This is a genomic window from Novosphingobium sp. MD-1, assembly GCF_001014975.1.
Lineage (GTDB): Bacteria > Pseudomonadota > Alphaproteobacteria > Sphingomonadales > Sphingomonadaceae > Novosphingobium.
Window position 1 is genome coordinate 124236 of the sequence record NZ_BBXA01000030.1, and the last position, 19092, is coordinate 143327.

Below are 19092 nucleotides of genomic sequence, written 5' to 3' on the forward strand. Positions count from 1 at the left end.
TATCAGAAGCGGTAAAAGTAATCTGGCTTATTTGGCGCGTTTGAGATAGGAAGATTGAGAAAAATGGGGTTGGAAAAGGGCAATATGCCTCAAGGGAGCGATATTGAAAGGCAACTTGACCCATTCGATCGGCGCATCCTCGATGTGCTCGGGCGCGAGGGGCGCTTGCCGGTGACCGAACTGGCCGAACGCGTCGGGCTTTCGAAGACGCCGTGCCAGGTCCGCCTGAAACGGCTGGTTGATGACGGCGTCATCACCGGCTTTCGCGCGGTGATCGACCCTGCGCGGCTGGGGCTGGATCACATCGCCTTTACCGAAGTGAAGCTGTCGGACACGCGCGAGCAGGCGCTGGCCGAGTTTAACCGCGGGGTGAAGGCGATCGCGGAAGTGGAGGAATGCCACATGATCGCGGGCAATTTCGACTACCTGCTGAAAGTCCGCACCGCCAACATCGCCCGGTTCCGCGCCGTGCTGGGCGAGAAGATTTCCCGCCTGCCGCATGTTTCGCACACGTCCACGTTCGTGGTGATGGAAGCGGTCAAGGATCTGTCGGGCCGCGCGCCCTGAGCTGAACGATAAGGCCGTGCGCGGGCGATGGCCGGTTTTCCAGCGTCAGCGACAGGCCATAGGCGGTCGCGATGTCGTGCGCGATGGCAAGGCCCAGGCCCGATCCGGGCTTGCCGGGATCGAAGCGGCTGCCAATTTCGAAAGCGCGGGCGATGTCGCCGACGGCAAGGCCGGGGCCATCGTCGATCACGCGGACGCTGCCGTCCTCGCCAATCACCAGTTGCACCCGGCTTTCGGACCACTTGCCCGCGTTGTCGATGAGGTTGGAAAGCAGTTCGGAAAGGTCCACCGGATCGACCGGCCACGCCGCCTCCGGTCCGGCGTGGTTGACGAGATCGAAGCGCTTGTCCGGGTGCAGCCGGCGCATGGCGGAGAGGATCGGCGTCAGCACGTCGGACAAGCGGCTGATCGCGCCGGGCGCGCCCGATCCGGCGGCGGAGCGGGCGCGGGCGAGCTGGTATTCGATCTGCTGCGCCATCAGCCGGGTCTGTTCCAGCAGTACCGCGGCGGGGGCGGAGGTGCCGCGATCCTGCGCCAGCCGTTCGGCCTCGTCGGTGATGACGGCCAGCGGCGTGCGCAGCGCGTGGGCGAGGTTGCCGGCCTGCACCCGCGCGCGATCGACGATTGCGGTGTTGTGGGCGATATAGGCGTTGAGGTCGTCCACCAGCGGCGCGATCTCCACCGGGTAGTGTCCGTCCAGCCGCGCGGTGGTGCCGGCGCGCAGGCGCGAGGTGGCCTGCGCCAGCCGGTCGAGCGGGCGGAAGCCGAACACCACGATGAACACGCCCGTCGCCACCAGCGCTACGGCCAGCGCCAGCAGCCACAGCGTCAGTTCGCGCGCGAAACGGGCGATGGTTTCGTCGAGCAGGCGCTGGTCGGTGGCGATCACGAAGTGGATGTCTCGCCCGCTGGGGCTTTTGCGGATCAGACCATAGGTGATGGCGGGGCCGGTCGGCCCGTTGTCGAGCCGGTGGACGATGACCGGGCCATGGGCGACGTCCTCGTCCAGCGCGCCGCGCGTCATCGAGGCGGAGCGCAGGATCATGCCCCGGTCCACGCTGACTTGCCAGTAGAAGCCCGAAAGCGGCACCAGATAGCGCGGATCGGACAGCGGGCGGGTGAGTTCGATGTGTTCGCCGGGGCCGATCTTCACCAAGCCGGCCAGCTCCCGGACGTGGACGTCCAGTTCCTCGTGGTACTGTTCCTCGATGTGCTTGGTGAAGACGCGCGTGGCCGAGAACCAGATGCCGCCGATACCGAGGCCGACCCACACGAGGATGGCCAGCAACACACGCGCACGCAGGCTGTTCAGCAGCCCGCGCGGGCCGGGGAGGGGGGCGTGATGCGTCATCGTTCGAACCTGTAGCCCAGCCCGCGCAGCGTGGTGATGCGGTCGCGTCCGATCTTGCGGCGCAGGCGCGAAACCAGCACTTCCACCGCGTTCAGTTCCCGCTGGCTGTCGAGATCGTAGAGGTGCTCGATGATATCGCCCTGCGACAGCACCTGCCCGGCGCGGCGCAGGAACAGTTGCAGCAGGCGGAACTCCTGCTTGCTCAGCACCAGCGGCTCGCCATCGCGCAGCACGGTGCGGCTGACCGGATCGAGCCGGATGCCGGCTTCCTCCAGCCAGGGATCGTGCTTGCCCGCGTGGCGGCGGAACAGCGCGTTCAGCCGGGCTAGCAGTTCCTCGAAACGGACCGGCTTGACCACGAAATCGTCGGCGCCGGCGTTCAGCCCTTCCACCTTGTCCTGCCAGCTTCCGCGCGCGGTCAGGATCAGGATCGGGCATTCGACGCGGCGCGCACGCCAGAAGCGCAGCAGGTCCATGCCGGTGCCGTCTGGCAGGCCAAGATCGAGGATCACCGCCGCCATCTTGTCCATGTCGGGCCAGTCTTCGCCTTCTGCGCGGTTGCGCGCGAGATCGACGGCAAAGCCTGCGCCGCGCAGGCGGTCGGACAGGCGGCGCGCCAGTTGTTCGTCATCCTCGACCAGCAGCAGCCGCATCGTTGTTGTCCTTCTCCTCCGCCGATCGGTGAGCAATCGCGAAAAAGCTGTCAGTATTCTCCCAAACTGACAAGCTCCTGTCAGGTTCGTGGCTATTGCCCCTGATATGGACAAGCGGATTCTTGCAGGCGGCGTGGCTGCCGTCGTTCTCGCCGGCGGTGCTTTCTGGTGGAGTGCCAGTCGTGCGCCGGCTCCCGAAGCAACGGACAGCGCGACGGAAAAAGCCGGCGCGCAGGCGCTGACAGCGGCGCAGATCGAGCGCCTTGGCATCCAGGTGAAGCCGGCGGAAGACGCCGGCGCGCTGCCGATCGGTTCGGTGCCCGCGCAAGTCAATCTGCCGCCCGAAGCGCGCGTGGCAGTGACCACGCCTTTCGCCGGAACCGCGGTACAGGTTCTGGTGATCCAGGGACAGGCGGTTGCGAAGGGGCAGGCGCTGGCCGTGGTGCGCGCGGCGGAGCCGGTGCAGTTCGGCGCCGAACTTGCGCGATCCGAAGCCGATCTGGCGCTGACACGGGCCAATGCCAGCCGGCTTTCGCAACTCGCGCGCGAGGGCGTCGTTGCCGGCGTCCGCGCCGACGAGGCCAGCGCCTGGCTTCAGCGCAGCGAGGCGAGCGTGCGCGAGAACCGGCGCCTGCTGGCGCTGGCCGGCGCGGGGCGCGATGGCACGGTCACGTTGCGCGCGCCCATTGCGGGACGCGTGGCGACGGCGACGGTCGAAACCGGCGCAGCCGTCGGCGGCGGCGCGGCGCCTTTCGTGATCGAAAACACCTCGGCGCTGCGGCTGGACCTGCAATTGCCCGAACGGATGGCGGGACAGGTGCAGCCGGGCATGGCAGTGCAGGTGCCGCTGGAGGGCGGCGCCACCGTCACCGGCAAGATACTTTCGGTCGGCGCCTCGCTCGATCCGGTCACGCGCTCGATTGCGGCGAAGGCCAGCCTTTCGGCCTCCGATGGGCTGGTGCCCGGCAAAGGCGTCACCGCGGTGATTGGCGGCGCATCCGGCGCCAGCGGCGTGGCGGTGCCGGTCAGCGCAGTCACCCGGATCGACGGACAGGATTACGTCTTCGTGCGCAAGGGCAATGCCTTCGAGCGGCGCAAGGTGGCCGTCGCCATCGAAACCGGCGGGCGGGCGGTGCTGTCCGGCGGAATCCGGGTCGGGGAACAGGTGGCGACGACGGGCGTGACCGAACTCAAGTCGCTGGCGGGGCAGTAAGGCGATGCTGCGGAGGCTGGTCGAAAAAGCGCTGTCGCTGCGCCTCGTGATGATCGGGCTGGCGCTGGTGCTGGCCGGCGCGGGGGCGTGGTCGTTCGTCAACCTGCCGATCGATGCGTTTCCGGACATCAGTTCCACGCAGGTCAAGATCATCCTGAAGGCGCCAGGCATGACGCCCGAGGAAGTCGAAAGCCGGGTGATCGCGCCGATCGAGATGGAGATGCTGGGCATCCCCGACCAGAACGTGCTGCGCTCGGTCGCCAAGTACGCGATTGCGGACATCACGATCGACTTCAAGGACGGCACCGATATCTACTGGGCGCGGAACCAGGTGGCGGAGCGCCTGAACGGGGCGATGGGCGACCTGCCCAATACGGTGACTGGCGGCCTCGCGCCGATTTCCACCCCGTTATCCGACATGTACATGTTCACGCTGGAAGGGCCGCAAAGCCTTGCCGAAAAGCGGCGGGCACTCGACTGGATCATCCGTCCCGCGCTGCGCACGGTGCCCGGCGTGGCCGATGTCAATTCGCTGGGCGGCCATGCCGAAACGTTCGAGGTTTCGCCCAATCCGGCAGCGATGGCGGCGGCGGGGCTGACCGTTTCCGACCTCACTACCGCGATCGAGGGCGGCAACCGCAACGATGGCGCGGGGCGTCTGGTCACTGGCGAGGAAGCACTGATCGTGCGCTCCACCGGTGCGATCCGCACGCTGGACGACCTTTCCTCCGTGGTCGTGCGCTCCTCGCCCGCCGGCATCGTGCGCGTGGGCGATCTCGCCACGGTGCGGATCGGCAGCCTGACCCGTTACGGCGCGGTGACGCGCGACGGCAAGGGCGAAGCGGTGGAAGGCCTCGTCATAGGCCTGAAGGGCGCGGATGCTTCGAAAGTGGTGCAGGGGGTCAAGGCACGCCTGACCGAGATTGCGCCCAGCCTGCCCAAGGGCATGTCCGTCTCGGTATTCTATGACCGGTCCGAACTGATCGGGCACGCCGTTGGCACGGTCGAGGAAGCGTTGCTCGAAGCCACCGTGCTGGTGATCGTGCTTTTGCTGCTGTTCCTGGGGGATGCGCGCGCCTCGGTCATCGTTGCGCTGGCGCTGCCGATGGCGGCGCTGCTCACGTTCATCTGCATGCGGGCGATCGGCCTCACCGCCAACCTGATGAGCCTGGGCGGCCTCGCCATCGCCGTGGGGATGCTGATCGACGGCGCGGTGGTGGTGGTGGAGAATGTGGTCGAGCGCCTTTCGGACGAGAGACATGCGAAATCGGGCAAGCTCTACAACGTGCTGGTGGCCTCGGCCGAAGTGGCGACTCCGGTCGCTTCGGGCATGGCGATCATCGCGCTGGTGTTCCTGCCGCTGCTGACGCTGGAAGGGCTGGAGGGCAAGCTGTTCGCCCCCGTGGCGCTCACGATCGTGCTGGCGCTGCTGTCGGCGCTTGTGCTGTCGCTGACGCTCGTGCCGGTGCTGGCCTATTACGTGCTGAAAGTGCGGCTGGGCCATCACGAACCATGGCTGATGCGCCAGCTGGGGCCGCGCTATGCCGCGCTGCTCAAGGGCGCGTTTGCGCGCAAGCGGCTGGTGTTCTCGATCGCGGGCGTCTCGCTGCTGCTGACGGGCGTGGCCTATTCGGCGACAGGAAAGACTTTCCTGCCGACGATGGATGAAGGCTCGGTGATCGTGCAGCTTACCAAGGTGCCGAGCATCTCGCTGCCGCACAGCCTTGACGACGACATGAAGGTGCAACGGGCCATCCGGGCGAAAGTGCCGGAAGTGACCGAAGTGATCGCCCGCACCGGTTCCGACGAACTGGGCCTCGATCCGATGGGCCTCAACGAGACCGACAGTTTTCTCAAGCTCAAGCCGCGCAGCGAATGGCGCGTCAACGACAAGGACTGGCTGGTCGAGGAAATTCGCAAGGTCATGGAAGACCTGCCGGGTATCCAGCCGACGTTCACCCAGCCGATCGAGATGCGCATCTCCGAAATGCTGACCGGCGCGCGCGGGGATCTGGCGATCAAGCTGTTCGGGCCTGACATCGCCGAGCTTTCGCGCCTGGCCGGGCAGATCCAGCAACGCCTCCAGACCATCCCCGGCACGAGCGAGGCGGTGACCGTGGCGAACGACAAGGTGGACTACCTCCAGTTCGACATCGACCGCGCGGCGGCCGGGCGCGTCGGCATGCCGGTCAACGACCTGCAGGACGCGATGCGCGCGCAGGTGGAAGGCGTGCGCGCGGGCGTGGTGGCCGAAGGCGTGCGGCGCGTGCCGATCGTGGTGCGCGGCGATAGCGGCGCGCAGGACGCGGGCGTGCAGTCCTTCGCCGACCAGCTTTACCGTTCGCCGTCGGGCCAGCTGGTGCGCGCGAGCGACGTGGCGAAAGTTTCGCGCGTGGAAGGGCCGGTCAAGCTGGAGCACGAGAACGGATCGCGCTTCGCGATGATCCAGGCCTTCGTTTCCGGCCGCGACCTTGTGGGCTACGTGGACGAGGCCAAGGCCGACATCGCGCGCAACGTGAAGCTGCCGGCAGGATACCGGATCGTCTGGGGCGGGCAATTCGAGAACCAGCAACGCGCCTCGGCCCGCCTGGCGCTGGTGCTGCCGATCTCGCTGGCGATGATCTTCGTGGTGCTTTACGCCACGCTGCGCTCAGTGCGGGCCTCGCTGCTGATCCTCGTCAACATTCCCTTCGCGATGGTCGGCGGGATGATCTCGCTGGCGATGTCGGGGCAGTATCTCTCCGTGCCCGCCTCGGTTGGCTTCATCGCGCTGCTGGGCATCGCTGTGCTGAACGGGCTCGTCATGGTGAGCTATTTCCGCCAGTTGCGCGAAGGCGGTATGCCCCTGGCCGAAGCGGTGCGGCGCGGCGCGGAGCGGCGGCTGCGACCGGTGCTGATGACCGCCACGATCGCCGCCTTCGGCCTTGTCCCGCTGCTGTTCGCGACGGGGCCGGGATCGGAAATCCAGAAGCCGCTGGCGATTGTGGTGATCGGCGGGCTGATCTCGTCCACGCTGCTCACGCTGGTGCTGCTGCCGATCCTCTATGAACGCTTCGGGGAATCGCAGGCCGAACGGGAGGCTGGAGATCGCGTTGTCGATCCCGGACCCGGGGCCGTGGAAGAAGGGGAGGCGTCCCATGCGTAAGCATGCGCTGCTGGCGCTTCCCGCGCTTCTGGCGGCCCTGCCGGCGCTGGCGGCGGACCCGGGCCTGCCCGATACCGAGGCCGTGCGGGCCGCGCTCGACGCGCATCCCAGCGTACAGGCGGCGGACGCGCGGGTCGATGCCGCGCGCGCCGAAGCCGGAGCATTGCGGCGGGGCACGCAGGAGTTCAATCTCTATACCAGCTACATGAGCCGCACGGTCGACCGGGAAGGGCGCTACAACGAGTTCGACGCGCAATTGACCCGGCCGGTGCGCCTGCCCGGCAAGGGGCGGCTCGACCGGCAGATCGGGGATCTGGGGATAGAGGCCGCGCACAACATGGCCGAGGACGCGCGCCATCAGGCGGCGCTGGTGCTGGCGCAGGAATGGTGGGACTGGCTGGGCGCGGCGGAGGAAGCCAAAGTCGACCGGCAGGCGGTCAGCAATCTGGAAGCCACGCTCAAGGCCGTGCAGCGGCGCGTGGCGTTGCGCGATGCCGCGCAGCTGGACGCCGATCAGGCCGCCGCCGCGCTGGGAACGGCGAAAGTCGCCGCCGCGCAGTCGGCGGGGCGGGCGCAACTCGCCCGTGTGCGGCTGGCAACCCATTTCGCCTCGTTGCCCTTGCCGGTGGAGGCGCCCGAAGTGCCACGGCCGGTCATGCCGGGCGAGAGCCTGGAAAGCTACGGCGCGCGGATGTTCGTGCGCAGCCACGAGATCGCGGCGGCGGAAGCGGAACTGCACAAGCGCGAAGCCATGGCCGAGCGCGTCCGGCAGGACCGGTTGGCCGATCCCAGCGTGGGCGTGCGCCTGTTCTCCGAACGCGGCGGCATGGAAAAGGGCGCCGGCGTGATCTTCTCCATGCCGATCGGCGGCGGACACCGCACCGCGCTGGCCGAGCAGGCCGATGCGCAGGCGAACGCGGCGCGCGCCGATGCGCTGGCCGCGCGCATGGCGGTACAGGAGACGGCCAGCGGCGATATCGCCGAGGTGCGCTTCCGGTACGAAAGCTGGCAACGCGCGCGCGAAGCGCTGGATGCGCAGGTGGCGGCGCTGGTGAAGCTGCGGCGTGGCCAGGCAGCGGGCGAGATCGATCTGTCCGATGTGCTGTTCGGCGAGCGACAGGTGCAGGACGCGTTCCGTGCCGAGGCCGCCGCACGCACCGAGGCAATGCGGATGCTCACGCGCATCCGTATCGACAGCCACGAACTGTGGATCGGCGATGCGGAGGATGCGGCCAAGCAATAGCGCTGAGGGACATTCGGCGACGCTGGAAATCCCACCCCCAACCCCTCCCGCAGGCGGGAGGGGAGCGAGACTTGCGTCGCCGCAGGCAGCCTTAGCCGCTGCGGGGTGGGCGCTGCCTTTGCAAGCGAAGCGACAATTGCCAAAAAAAGGGCGGGAAACGACCCGCCCCTTCTCGCCTTACATGTAGGATTCGTCCGCCGAGGGCGGCGGTGCTTGCCACGCCTGCTTCGCCTGCTCGAGCGAGAACGGCGCGCCCAGCGCGACCCAGCCGGCGAACGCGGCCGCGAGTATCACGCTGAAGATCAAACGCCACGCCGGAGCGAACGTGGGGTGTTCGACGGCTTGCGTGAAAGCCTTGTGCCCGGACAGCATCGGGTGGACCAGATTGTCGCGCTTCACGAACAGGTAGAACAGGACAGCGGCGACGTGAAGGGCCACGAACAGCAGCAGGATATTGAACACGACCTCGTGCGCTTCGCCTGCCGCATCGCCCGTATCGTAGGAAACGAAATGGTTGAGCGGGCCAGAAGCGACCGCATCGCTATCCTGCGCGATCAGGCCCAGGCCCACTTGCAGCGCCAGCAGGCCCAGCAGGACCAGCACGCTCCAGCCGCCCAGCGGATTGTGTCCGACGATGGTCGGCGCCTTGCCTTCGCGCGATGCCCTGAGATAGGCGAGGACGGCGCCCGGCCCCTTCACAAAGCTGCCGAAGCGAGCGGTCGATCCGCCGAGGAAGCCCCACAGCACGCGGAACACCACCAGCCCCAGCATGACGAGGCCGATGGTCTTGTGCAGATCGATCTTGCCGTTTTCACCGGTCCACCAGAGCGCGCCGAACAGCGCGACGACACTCCAGTGGAACAGGCGAACCGGCGCGTCCCAGAGCCGGACCTTGCCCATCAGTGGCGTTCGCGGAAGTTGTCGTGGCAGCCCTTGCACGCGCCGCCGACCGCCGGGAAGGCGGTACGGATGCGGTTAAGATCGCCGCTGGTAGCCGCCGCCCGAAGATCGCCGGCCTTCGTCACGAGATTACGCGTAGCGCCCTGGAAATCGGCCGGGCGCTGCCAGATGGCGGCGAGCGCTTCGGTCTTCACGCCCGATTCCGGGCCGGAGCCGCGCGGGAACCCGTGGCCGACGTGGCCGGCCGCCTGGTTCAGCGACTGCGCGCTGGCGCGGATCACGCCAAGGTCGGGCGCGGGCTTCTTCAGCTCCTCCCCGATAGCCTTCATCGCGCGGCCCAACTGCTTGAAGTTCGCCTGGCGCGCGGCGACCGTTTCGGCTGGCGTCGCGGCGATCGCGGAAACCACGGTTCCCGAAGCGGCCAGCGCGGCGAGGGCGAGAACGATGTGCTTTTTCATCCGTGAAGGCTCCTTGGAAATTCCATCCGGGCATAGCGCAAAAACCGGGGCTTGCGACAGGGGATTTGTCGCAAACCGTATCCGTTCTCCCACCCTTTTCAGGGCGCTTTCCTTCGTGTCAGGCGTTGCTCGATCCGCTGGCGATCCGCGCGGCGCGCACGGTGTTGGCCAGGAGGCAAGCGATGGTCATCGGGCCGACGCCGCCGGGCACCGGCGTTACCGCGCGCGCATGTTCCAGTTCGTGCGTGGCGCAATCGCCGACGATCTTCGAGGAGCCGTCATGATCGGTGACCCGGGTGATGCCCACGTCGATCACCACCGCACCGGGCTTCACCCAATAGCCGCGCACCAGTTGCGGCGCGCCCGCGGCGGCGACGATGATATCGGCCTTGCGCGCCACGTCGGGCAGGTCGCGCGTTTCGATGTGGGTGACGGTAACGGTCGCCTCACGTTCGAGCAGCAGCATCGATACCGGCTTGCCGACGATGTTCGACTTGCCGATCACCACGGCGTTGAGGCCACGGTAATCGTCGATCACGCTGTCGAGCAGCATCATGATGCCGAGCGGGGTGCAGGGCACCAGCCCGCCGGTGCCGGTCGAAAGGCGCCCGACGTTGACGGGGTGGAAGCCATCGACATCCTTGAGCGGGCTGATCCGGTCGAGCACGCGCGCGGCATCGATGCCCGCGGGCAGCGGCAGCTGGACGAGAATGCCATGCACGGCCGGATCCGCGTTGAGCTGGTCGATCAGCGCGTGGAGTTCGCCTTCCGCCGTCGTTGCCGGCATGCGGTGTTCGAACGAGACGATCCCGGCCTTGCGGCACTGGGCGATCTTGCGGCCGACATAGACCTCGCTGGCGGGATCGTTACCGACCAGCACCACGGCAAGGCCGGGCGGCGTACCGGTTTCCGCCACGATCTGCCGGACTTCGTCCGCTGTGCGCTCGGTCAGCGCGCGCGCCATGGCTTTGCCATCGATGATCTGGGCCATCTGTCGTCTCCCCCTGCGTACCGGAACTGCGTGCCGGAATTTCGTCCGGACCGGAGCTGGCGGCTAGCATAAATTGTATGTGTTGCATACAAAATTTGCGCAATGTCCGTATCGGCGAGCCGCAGACAAAAAAGGGGCCGACCAGTTGCCCGGTCGGCCCTTGAAAGTTTGGGAGAGGATGCCTGAAAGGCCCGCTCCATATGGGTCGGTTACGAATTGTGTGCAAGTGCGAAATAAAAATACCTTAATGCATTTTTTGCAACTGTAAAATGCGTCCCCGTGCATAATGTGCATAAAAATCAATATTTTGTTTTGAAATGGCGAACTTTTGGCCGCCGCCGAGCCTAATCCCGGACCGCAAAATCCTGCCTGAAGTGTCTCGCTAGCGAGACGGATTTTGCGAAAGCGAACGATGCTCAGGCCGCCGCCGCGCTTTGCCCCGTCATGTCGAGCGCCAGCGCTTCGGCCACGCGGATACCGTCCACCGCCGCCGAGAGAATGCCGCCCGCGTAGCCAGCGCCTTCACCTGCGGGATAGAGGCCGCGCGTGTTCACGCTCTGGAAGTCGGCCCCGCGCCGGATGCGGATGGGGGAGGAGGTGCGCGTTTCCACCCCGGTCAGCACCACGTCGGGGTGATCGTATCCGGGAACCTGCCGGCCAAACGCGGGCAGCGCCTCGCGGATCGATTCGATCACGAAATCGGGCAGGCATTGCGAAAGATCGGTCAGGTGAACGCCGGGCTGATAGGACGGCGTGACCTCCCCGAACGTGGTGGAGGGCCGGCCGGCCAGGAAATCGCCCAGCTTCTGCCCCGGCGCCTTGTAGTTCGAACCGCCGGCGACATAGGCCAGCGATTCCCAGTGGCGTTGATAGGCGATGCCCGCCAGCGGGCCGCCGGGATAATCGCGATCCGGGCTGATATCGACAACGATGCCCGAATTGGCGTTGAATTCGGCGCGCGAATACTGGCTCATGCCGTTGGTGACGACCCGCCCTTCCTCGCTCGTCGCGGCGACGACGCGTCCGCCGGGGCACATGCAGAAGCTGTAGACCGTGCGGCCGTTGGAACACTGGTGCGAGATCGAATAGGCGGCCGCGCCCAGGATCGGGTTACCGGCGCCGGGACCATAGCGGGCCTTGTCGATCCAGCTTTGCGGATGTTCGATCCGCACGCCGATCGCGAAAGGCTTGGCTTCCACATACACGCCGCAATCGTGCAGGACATGGAACGTATCGCGCGCGCTGTGGCCAACCGCGAGCACGACGTGGCTGGCCGGCAGGAACTCGCCATTGCTGAGGTGCAGGCCCCTCAAGGAGCGGGTGCCGTCGGCGGCGGTCTCGATCTCGAAATCCTCGACGCGGGTCTGGAAGCGGTATTCGCCGCCCAGCGCCTCGATCGTTTCGCGGATGCTCATGACCATGGTGACGAGCCGGAACGTGCCGATATGCGGGTGCGCCTCGGTCAGGATGTCGTCCGGCGCGCCCGCCTTGACGAATTCGACCAGCACCTTGCGGCCCAGGTGGCGCGGGTCCTTGATCCGGCTGTAGAGCTTGCCATCGGAGAACGTGCCCGCGCCGCCTTCGCCGAACTGGACGTTCGATTCCGGCGTAAGCACGCTGCGGCGCCACAGGCCCCAGGTATCCTTGGTCCGTTCGCGCACCGCCTTGCCGCGCTCGATGATGATCGGGCGGAACCCCATCTGCGCCAGGATCAGCGCCGCCAGCAGCCCGCAGGGGCCGGCGCCGATGACCACGGGGCGGGGGGCGTCGGCAGGCGGGGGCGCTGATGTGACGAAGCGGTACGCGGTATCGGGCGTGGGGCGGACGTGCGGGTCGCCGGCGAGGCGCGCGAGTACGGCGGCTTCGTCGGCCAGTGTCACGTCGATCGCATAGACCAGCTTGATCGCGCTCTTGCGCCGCGCGTCATTGCCACGCCGGGCAATGGTGTAGCGCACGAGGTCGGAGGGCGTGATGCCCAGCCGTTCGACGATCGCGGCTTCCAGCGCTTCGGGCGTGTGGTCGAGCGGCAGCTTGAGTTCGGTAATGCGCAGCATGGCTCCGTCCCTAGTCGTCCGCGTGGCGCAGGGAAAGCCGGCAAACTTTTTCGCGTGACCGGGCGGTGCCGAGGCTATATCCGGAAGAATATAGAAATGGGTGGTTGATGCCGAGACAGCTTTCCGCGTTCCTTGTCCTTCTTTTGGCGTTGACCGGCGTTCCGGCATTTGCCGGGCCTCCGGTCGTGCTGGCGGCGGCGAGCTTGCAGGAATCGCTGAACGCCGCCGCCGATGCCTGGGCGCGCAAGGGGCATGAGCGCCCGGTGATCTCGTTTGCGGGATCGTCAGCGCTTGCCCGGCAGATCGAGGCGGGCGCGCCGGCCGACCTGTTCATTTCCGCCGACGAGGAATGGATGGACCATGTTTCCGCGCGCGGACTGGTGCGCAAGGGCACGCGGGCGGCGTTCCTTACCAACCGGCTGGTGCTGGTCTCGTCAGCCGCAAGCCGCGCCGCGTTGGTGATCGGACCGCGCTTTCCGCTGGCCCGCGCGCTGGGCAGCGCCGGGCGGCTGGCCATGGCTGATCCCGATGCCGTGCCGGCGGGGCGCTATGGCCGCGAAGCGCTGACCCGGCTGGGTGTGTGGCCAAGTGTGCAGGCGCGCGTGGCCAGGGCCGAAAACGTGCGCGCCGCCATGGCGTTGGTCGAACGCGGCGCGGCACCGCTCGGCGTGGTCTATGCCACCGATGCGCGCGCCAGCACCGGGGTGCGCATTGCCGGCTGGTTCCCCGCGAACAGCCATACGCCGATCACCTACCCGATCGCGCAACTGAGCGGCTCGCGCGCGCCCGATGCTGCCGGGTTCGAACGCTTCCTGCTCTCGCGCGAAGGCAAGGCGATCTTCGCGCGGTTCGGTTTCGGCACGCGGTAAGGCACTTCATGCTGTCGGCGGAAGAATGGGAGATCGTGCTGCTTTCGCTGAAAGTCAGCGTTGCGGGTGTCGGGCTCATGCTGCCGCTGGCGTTCGCGCTTGCCTGGCTGCTGGCCCGGGTGCGGTTTCCGGGCAAGGTGCTGGTCGACGCGTTGATCCACCTGCCGCTGGTGGTACCGCCGGTGGTGACGGGCTGGCTGCTGCTGATTGCCTTCGGCGGGAACGGTCCGGTCGGAAGCTGGCTGGATCGCGCGTTTGGCATCACGTTGATGTTCCGCTGGACCGGTGCGGCGCTGGCGGCCGCGATCATGGCGCTGCCGCTGATGGTGCGGGCGATGCGGCTGTCGCTGGAGGCGGTGGACACGCGGCTGGAAGATGCCGCGCGCACGCTGGGCGCGGGGCCGTGGCGCGCGTTCCTGACGATCACTTTTCCGCTATCGTTGCCGGGTATTCTGGCCGGCGCTGTGCTTGGCTTCGCGCGGTCGATCGGCGAGTTCGGCGCGACGATCACGTTCGTGTCCAACATCCCCGGCGAAACGCGCACGCTGCCGCTAGCGATCTATTCGGCGCTGCAGATGCCCGATGGCGATGCCATGGTGGCACGGCTGGCGGGCATATCCGTGGCGCTCTCGCTGATGGCGCTGGTCGTGTCCGAACTGCTGGCGCGGCGTTTCGGGACGCGCGGAGGCGGGCATGTCCTTTAACGGGCCTCCCGGTGATGCCCCCGCGTTCGATGTGGACGTGGCGATCCGGCGCGGGAACCGGCTGATCGAGGCGCGCTTCACCAGCACAGCCGGATTGACGGCCTTGTTCGGGCCATCCGGCGCCGGCAAGACGAGCGTGCTGGATGCCATTGCCGGATTGCTGCGGCCGGAGCGCGGGCACATCGCGATCGCGGGTGTTACGGTGTTCGATGCCGGGCGCGGCATCGATCTTCCGCCCGAACAGCGCGCTTGCGGGTACGTTTTCCAGCAAGCGCGCCTGTTTCCGCATCGGCGCGTGCGCGATAATCTGCTCTACGGCGAACGGCTGGCGCCGGCCGACCGGCGGTTCATGACGCTGCAGGAGGCGAGCGCCTTTCTGGGTATCGGCCATCTGCTCGATCGCTGGCCGCGCACGCTGTCCGGGGGCGAGGCGCAGCGCGTGGCCATCGGACGGGCGCTGTTGGCCGGTCCGCGCTTCCTGTTGCTGGACGAGCCGCTGGCTTCGCTCGATGCCGAGCGCCGGGACGAGATCATGCAGGTGATCGAACGGCTGCGCGACGAATTGCGGCTGCCGATCCTCTATGTCAGCCACGACCGTACCGAAATAGACCGGCTGGCTGGCAATGTGGTTCGGCTCTAGGCGATGCTGCTTTCAACCAGAGCTTTCAGCACAGCCGGATGAAGCGGGGCGGCAAGCCTGCATCCCGCAAGCGAATCGTTGACCCAGACGACCCGGGCCATGCACGGCGCCAGACCGGGCAAGGTCAGCCACAGCTTGTCGCCCGGGCGCAGCCGTTCCACCGAGGAAAGCCGCGCGCCATCGCAAGACAGGTCAAGGACGATGCCGGGCAAGCGCTGCGTGAATCGGCGGTATTGCACCGACAGCCGCGTTTCCAGGCGGTTCGCCAGGCGCATCTCGCGGCGCCGATGGAGCGATAGGGGGTTACTCATGGGCATATCCCAAAGCCGGCAAAGCATATTGTCGGCTTACCCATTTGATCCAAAAAGGTTTTGTTCATACGAACGCGAAAGGTGAACGAGTCCTTATCGGCGTTCCATTCATCGCGATCGGGCGGAGCGTATCAACGCACGTCCTGTTTGAGGCCAAGATGCGCAGCCAGCGCCTTGAGATCGCGCGACACACCTTCGTTGACGAGTTCGGCAAGGCCCGGGGCGACGGCGAGTACCAGGGTATCTCCCTCCACGGTCAGCGTGCTGGCGCTTAGGCCCTGCGGCATGGCGTACGTGAAGCGGCGACACAGGCGCGTGGCAAGGCCCCAGGCCTGCGCCTCGCGCAGCGCTGCCGGTGACAGCAGCGCGGTAAGCGTGGGGGGCAGTTCCATCTTGCCGGCATTGGCGATGATCGCCGCGGCCAGCATCGCGCGTTCCCGCGCCGTGATACCGATCCAGCGCTTGCGCAACGCCCAGTCGCGCGCATGGTCCGCGCGCAGATTGGGTTCGATCCGGGCCGAGGCGAGACTCAGCATGGTGGCGGCAAGGCGGAGCTGCTCGTGCCGACCGCCGCTGCCGGCCGGGCGAGCGCTGGCCGTCCATCCGGCGACCATCGTGCCCGTGCTGGGCGATATGCCCTGATCGTTGATGAAGGCCGAGACGCCAGCCACGAGCGGGTCCTGGGTTCGTACCGCTGTCGGCATGGCTTCCCACAGCACGCCTTCGCGCAGGCCCCACGATGAAAACACCAGTCGCGCGGGTTCCAGCTTTCGCACCAGCACGGCCAGCAGCGCCGCGGTATCGGGCAGGCCGGTAAGCCGTGATCCGGAAACGCCCGCGATGGGAACCGGGCTCAACCCTTTGCGCCGGGCGAGGGTGCGCGCGAATTTCAGCGCGGCTGCGGCGGGAAGCTCGAACCCGTGGGGGTCGTCGATCGGCCATTCGCTGCGGACCATGGCATAGCGCGCGAACGCGCGGAGCGATCCCCCGACGAGGTAAAGCGTGGTGCCGGGCGTGGCGCGCCATTCCGCCCTGTCGAGCGCGTTGCCGATGCGCTTGGCGAACGCCCGGTCACCGTCGGCGCGCAAGGCGGGCAGACGCAGCGTGCCAAGCGGCATGCTGACGCCGTGCGTGCAGCTACCGCCATCGACATCGACCAGTTCAAGACTGCCGCCGCCGAGATCGCCGACCACGCCGTGCGCGTCGGGGAACGCGCCGGTAACGCCATGCGCGCTGGTCACCGCTTCTTCTTCGCCCGAAAGCAGGCGGGGAGCAAAGCCGATCGCGCGGACTTCATCCAGAAAAGCCGCGCCGTTGCGGGCGTCCCGCACCGCGGCCGTGGCGACCACGTCGACCGTGCGGACGCCGATCAGGTCCAGCAGCGCGCGATAGCGCCGCAGCGAGACGAGCGCGGCGGTGGAGGCCTTTTCGGAGAGCAGCCCGTTTTCAGCCACGCCCTTGCCCAGGCGAGCGGCCACCTTTTCGTTGTGCAGGATTTCCGGCGCGCGTTGCGGGCCGCCGTAGATCACCAGCCGGACGGTGTTCGATCCGATGTCGATGATCGCGCGCGACGGGCTGCGCGGTCCTGCCCGCTGGCTCTGTCCGGACCCGTCCCTGCTGGCCATCGTGAAATGCGTCAGCCCCGGCTGGCGCCGCCGCGCCGCAACGCGAGCTTGGGCACCTTGCGGCCCTTGGTCAGCGCCGCACCGCGACCGGAGAGGGAGGGGTTGGTCATGAAATAGCGATGCAGGTTAAAGGGAGAGGGGCCACGATCCATCCGGTGGTAGCTTCCATCCGGTTCCAGTTTCCAGCTCTGCTCCGTATCCAGCAGGTTGGCAAGCATGACCTGATCGAGCACCTGATCGTGCACCGTGCTGTTGCGGATCGGCACCAGCACTTCCACGCGCCGATCAAGGTTGCGGCTCATCCCGTCGGCCGAGGAGATGAATACGCGTGCGCGCTTGTTGGGCAGGCGCGCGGCGTTGCCGAAGGCCCAGATCCGGCTGTGTTCGAGGAAGCGGCCGATGATGGACTTGACGTAGATCCGCTCCGATAGGCCGGGCACGCCGGGGCGCAGGCAGCAGATGCCGCGCACGACCAGGCTGATCTCCACGCCGGCCTGGCTGGCTGCGTAGAGGCGGTCGATCAGCTTTTCGTCGGTGAGGGAATTGAGCTTTGCCCAGATCGTCGCGTGCTTGCCCGCGCGCGCGAAGGCGATTTCGCGATCGATGTGATCGTACAGCGTGTTGCGCAGCCCGATCGGGGCTATCGCGAGCATTTCGGTGCCCTTGGGCTCGACATAGCCGGTGATGAAGTTGAACAGCCGGCCCGCGTCGCGCCCGAACTTGGGGTCGGCGGTGAAGAACGAAAGATCGGTGTAGATCCGCGCGGTGACGGGGTGATAATTGCCCGTCCCGAAGTGGCAGTAGGTGCGGTAGCCATCCCCTTCGCGGCGCACGACCAGCGAGACCTTGGCGTGGGTTTTCCAGTCGACGAAGCCGTAGATAACCTGCACGCCCGCGCGCTCGAGCTGCGAGGCCCACATCAGGTTCTGTTCCTCGTCGAAACGCGCCTTCAGTTCGACGACGGCGGTGACCGACTTGCCCGCTTCGGCTGCCGCGATCAGCGCCGCGATCACGGCCGATTGCTTGCCCGCGCGATAGAGCGTCTGCTTGATCGCCACCACGTCAGGGTCGGACGCCGCCTGGTGAAGGAAATCGATCACCACCTCGAAACTTTCGTAAGGGTGGTGGATCACGATGTCCTTCTCGCGGATCGCGGCAAAGCAATCGCCATCGTGTTCGAGAATGCGTTCGGGATAGCGCGGGCTGTAGGGTTCGAATTTCAGGTCCGGCCGGGCTTCGTCGACCACGGCGGAAAGGCCGTTGATGCCGATCACCCCGCGCGACTTGAGAACGAGCGCGTGGTCCAGCCGCAATTGCTGGCGCAGCAGCTGCTCCGCCGCCGGATCGAAATCGTCCTGCAGGTGCAGCATGATCACCTTGCCGCGCCGGCGCCGCTGGATCGCGGTGCGGAAGTAGCGGACCAGATCCTCGGCGTCTTCCTCCACTTCGATGTCGCTATCGCGCAGCACGCGGAACACGCCATGACCCTGGATGCGGAAGCCCGGGAACAGGTGCATGGCGTGGCGGCGCACCAGTTCCTCGATCGCGATCCACGCGGCTTCTTCGCCGGGCAGGCGCACGAAGCGGGGCAGGGCGGGTGGAATCAGGATCATCTCGTTGACGTCGGCGCCGTCGGCGATGCGCGTCATCGTGAAGAGAATGCCAGTGCCCTGGTTGGCGATGAACGGAAAGGGGTGTGCCGGATCGATCGCCTGCGGTGTCAGCACCGGGACGACGTGTTCGCGGAAATAGTGCGACAGCCATTCGGCCTCTGCGCGTTCGACCGGCCCTTCGCCCACGAGGCGGATGCCCGCCTCACCCAGTTTGCCGGTGAGTTCTGTCAGCACGTCCTGCTGGCTGGAAACGAGTTCGGTGACGGCGGCATAGGCTGCCTGCAACTGCTGCGCCGGAGTCTGTCCGTCGATCGAGACTTCGCCGATCTGCCGGCGTACCTGTCCGGCAAGGCCGGCCACGCGCACCATCATGAACTCATCGAGGTTGCTGCCGGAAATCGACAGGAAGCGCAGCCGTTCCAGCAGCGGATAGTCCATGTTCCGGGCTTCCGCCAGAACCCGCCGGTTAAAGGCGAGCCAGCTTAGCTCGCGATTGAAATAGCGATCGCCGACATGGGCTTCCGTGCCGCTTACGACACGTTTTTCGTCGCTCACCCTGTGCTCCGTGTTGCTGCCCGGATGGACCCCAGCCTGCGCCATGGTGGTGCCGTGTTACGCCTCCATGACGAAATTCTTTCTTAATCCCGCGATTTTCGCAACCGCTGCCGGCAAGGGCGGTTTCGTTTTTCCGGACATTGTCCAATCCGCCGGCCCGCGCTCGGTTTGTCGCCAAATACGCGCGTCCTGTCGCCAGT

The 19092-nt window shown here is 66.9% G+C and carries 16 protein-coding genes; 7 read left to right on the forward strand and 9 right to left on the reverse strand.

Translation table 11 applies throughout. The features are described from left to right. The first annotated feature begins 84 nt into the window (after positions 1-84). Positions 85-567: an Lrp/AsnC family transcriptional regulator gene (locus tag NMD1_RS13720; RefSeq protein ID WP_125955183.1), complete on the forward strand. Its 483-nt coding sequence runs from the start codon at positions 85-87 to the stop codon at positions 565-567. Here NMD1_RS13720 and NMD1_RS13725 read toward each other — a convergent pair. Together NMD1_RS13725 and NMD1_RS13730 are read right to left on the reverse strand one after the other, a co-directional pair. Beyond that, the gene (locus tag NMD1_RS13725; protein ID WP_125955184.1) at positions 539-1918 is read right to left on the reverse strand and encodes a sensor histidine kinase; all 1380 of its coding nucleotides are present in this window, start codon (positions 1916-1918) and stop codon (positions 539-541) included. The genes NMD1_RS13720 and NMD1_RS13725 overlap by 29 nt on opposite strands. After that, the gene (locus NMD1_RS13730; RefSeq protein WP_125955185.1) at positions 1915-2571 is read right to left on the reverse strand and encodes a response regulator transcription factor; all 657 of its coding nucleotides are present in this window, start codon (positions 2569-2571) and stop codon (positions 1915-1917) included. Before NMD1_RS13730 ends, NMD1_RS13725 begins: the two co-directional genes overlap by 4 nt. Positions 2572-2704: 133 nt before the next feature. Between NMD1_RS13730 and NMD1_RS13735 the strand changes: the two genes are divergently transcribed. The 3 genes from NMD1_RS13735 to NMD1_RS13745 are packed head-to-tail and all read left to right on the forward strand — an operon-like array spanning position 2705 to position 8172. Continuing rightward, positions 2705-3784, forward strand: coding sequence for an efflux RND transporter periplasmic adaptor subunit (locus NMD1_RS13735; protein WP_158453961.1), 1080 nt, complete (start codon positions 2705-2707; stop codon positions 3782-3784). Between the two features lie 4 nt (positions 3785-3788). Then, complete coding sequence (locus NMD1_RS13740) at positions 3789-6929, forward strand: efflux RND transporter permease subunit (RefSeq protein WP_125955187.1); 3141 nt, start codon at positions 3789-3791, stop codon at positions 6927-6929. After that, positions 6922-8172 (forward strand): TolC family protein, encoded by a 1251-nt coding sequence (locus NMD1_RS13745; RefSeq protein ID WP_124808835.1) that lies wholly within the window; start codon positions 6922-6924, stop codon positions 8170-8172. The genes NMD1_RS13740 and NMD1_RS13745 overlap by 8 nt, the downstream gene beginning before the upstream one ends. A gap of 177 nt (positions 8173-8349) precedes the next feature. Here the strand turns inward: NMD1_RS13745 and NMD1_RS13750 are convergent, their stop codons facing one another. From NMD1_RS13750 to NMD1_RS13765, 4 genes are all read right to left on the reverse strand, one after another. Further along, positions 8350-9072 carry a cytochrome b/b6 domain-containing protein gene (locus NMD1_RS13750; RefSeq protein ID WP_124808836.1) on the reverse strand — a complete coding sequence of 241 codons (723 nt, stop codon included), beginning with the start codon at positions 9070-9072 and terminating at the stop codon, positions 8350-8352. Continuing rightward, positions 9072-9530 (reverse strand): cytochrome c, encoded by a 459-nt coding sequence (locus NMD1_RS13755; RefSeq protein ID WP_124808837.1) that lies wholly within the window; start codon positions 9528-9530, stop codon positions 9072-9074. The genes NMD1_RS13750 and NMD1_RS13755 overlap by 1 nt, the downstream gene beginning before the upstream one ends. 118 nt (positions 9531-9648) lie before the next feature. Then, entirely contained in the window at positions 9649-10521 is an 873-nt protein-coding gene (folD, locus tag NMD1_RS13760) for a bifunctional methylenetetrahydrofolate dehydrogenase/methenyltetrahydrofolate cyclohydrolase FolD (protein WP_124808838.1), read from the reverse strand. Positions 10522-10937: 416 nt separating this feature from the next. Further along, a complete protein-coding gene (locus tag NMD1_RS13765; RefSeq protein ID WP_125955188.1) occupies positions 10938-12575 on the reverse strand; it encodes an NAD(P)/FAD-dependent oxidoreductase in 1638 nt (545 codons plus the stop codon). A 107-nt stretch (positions 12576-12682) separates the two neighbouring features. Between NMD1_RS13765 and modA the strand changes: the two genes are divergently transcribed. From modA to NMD1_RS13780, 3 genes are read left to right on the forward strand one after another with little or no spacing between them, the layout of a single operon-like run. Continuing rightward, positions 12683-13444, forward strand: a complete 762-nt coding sequence (gene modA / locus NMD1_RS13770; RefSeq protein WP_125955189.1) for a molybdate ABC transporter substrate-binding protein — start codon at positions 12683-12685, stop codon at positions 13442-13444. An 8-nt stretch (positions 13445-13452) separates the two neighbouring features. Continuing rightward, positions 13453-14148: a molybdate ABC transporter permease subunit gene (modB, locus tag NMD1_RS13775; RefSeq protein ID WP_125955190.1), complete on the forward strand. Its 696-nt coding sequence runs from the start codon at positions 13453-13455 to the stop codon at positions 14146-14148. Continuing rightward, positions 14138-14788, forward strand: a complete 651-nt coding sequence (locus tag NMD1_RS13780) for an ATP-binding cassette domain-containing protein (RefSeq protein WP_125955191.1) — start codon at positions 14138-14140, stop codon at positions 14786-14788. Before modB ends, NMD1_RS13780 begins: the two co-directional genes overlap by 11 nt. Here NMD1_RS13780 and NMD1_RS13785 read toward each other — a convergent pair. The 3 genes from NMD1_RS13785 to NMD1_RS13795 form a co-directional block, all read right to left on the reverse strand. Next, entirely contained in the window at positions 14785-15099 is a 315-nt protein-coding gene (locus NMD1_RS13785) for a PilZ domain-containing protein (protein WP_223806551.1), read from the reverse strand. The genes NMD1_RS13780 and NMD1_RS13785 overlap by 4 nt on opposite strands. Before the next feature lie 131 nt (positions 15100-15230). Continuing rightward, positions 15231-16724, reverse strand: coding sequence for a Ppx/GppA family phosphatase (locus NMD1_RS13790; protein ID WP_125955192.1), 1494 nt, complete (start codon positions 16722-16724; stop codon positions 15231-15233). 11 nt (positions 16725-16735) lie between these two features. After that, entirely contained in the window at positions 16736-18937 is a 2202-nt protein-coding gene (locus tag NMD1_RS13795; protein WP_125955193.1) for an RNA degradosome polyphosphate kinase, read from the reverse strand. Between the last annotated feature and the right edge of the window lie 155 nt (positions 18938-19092).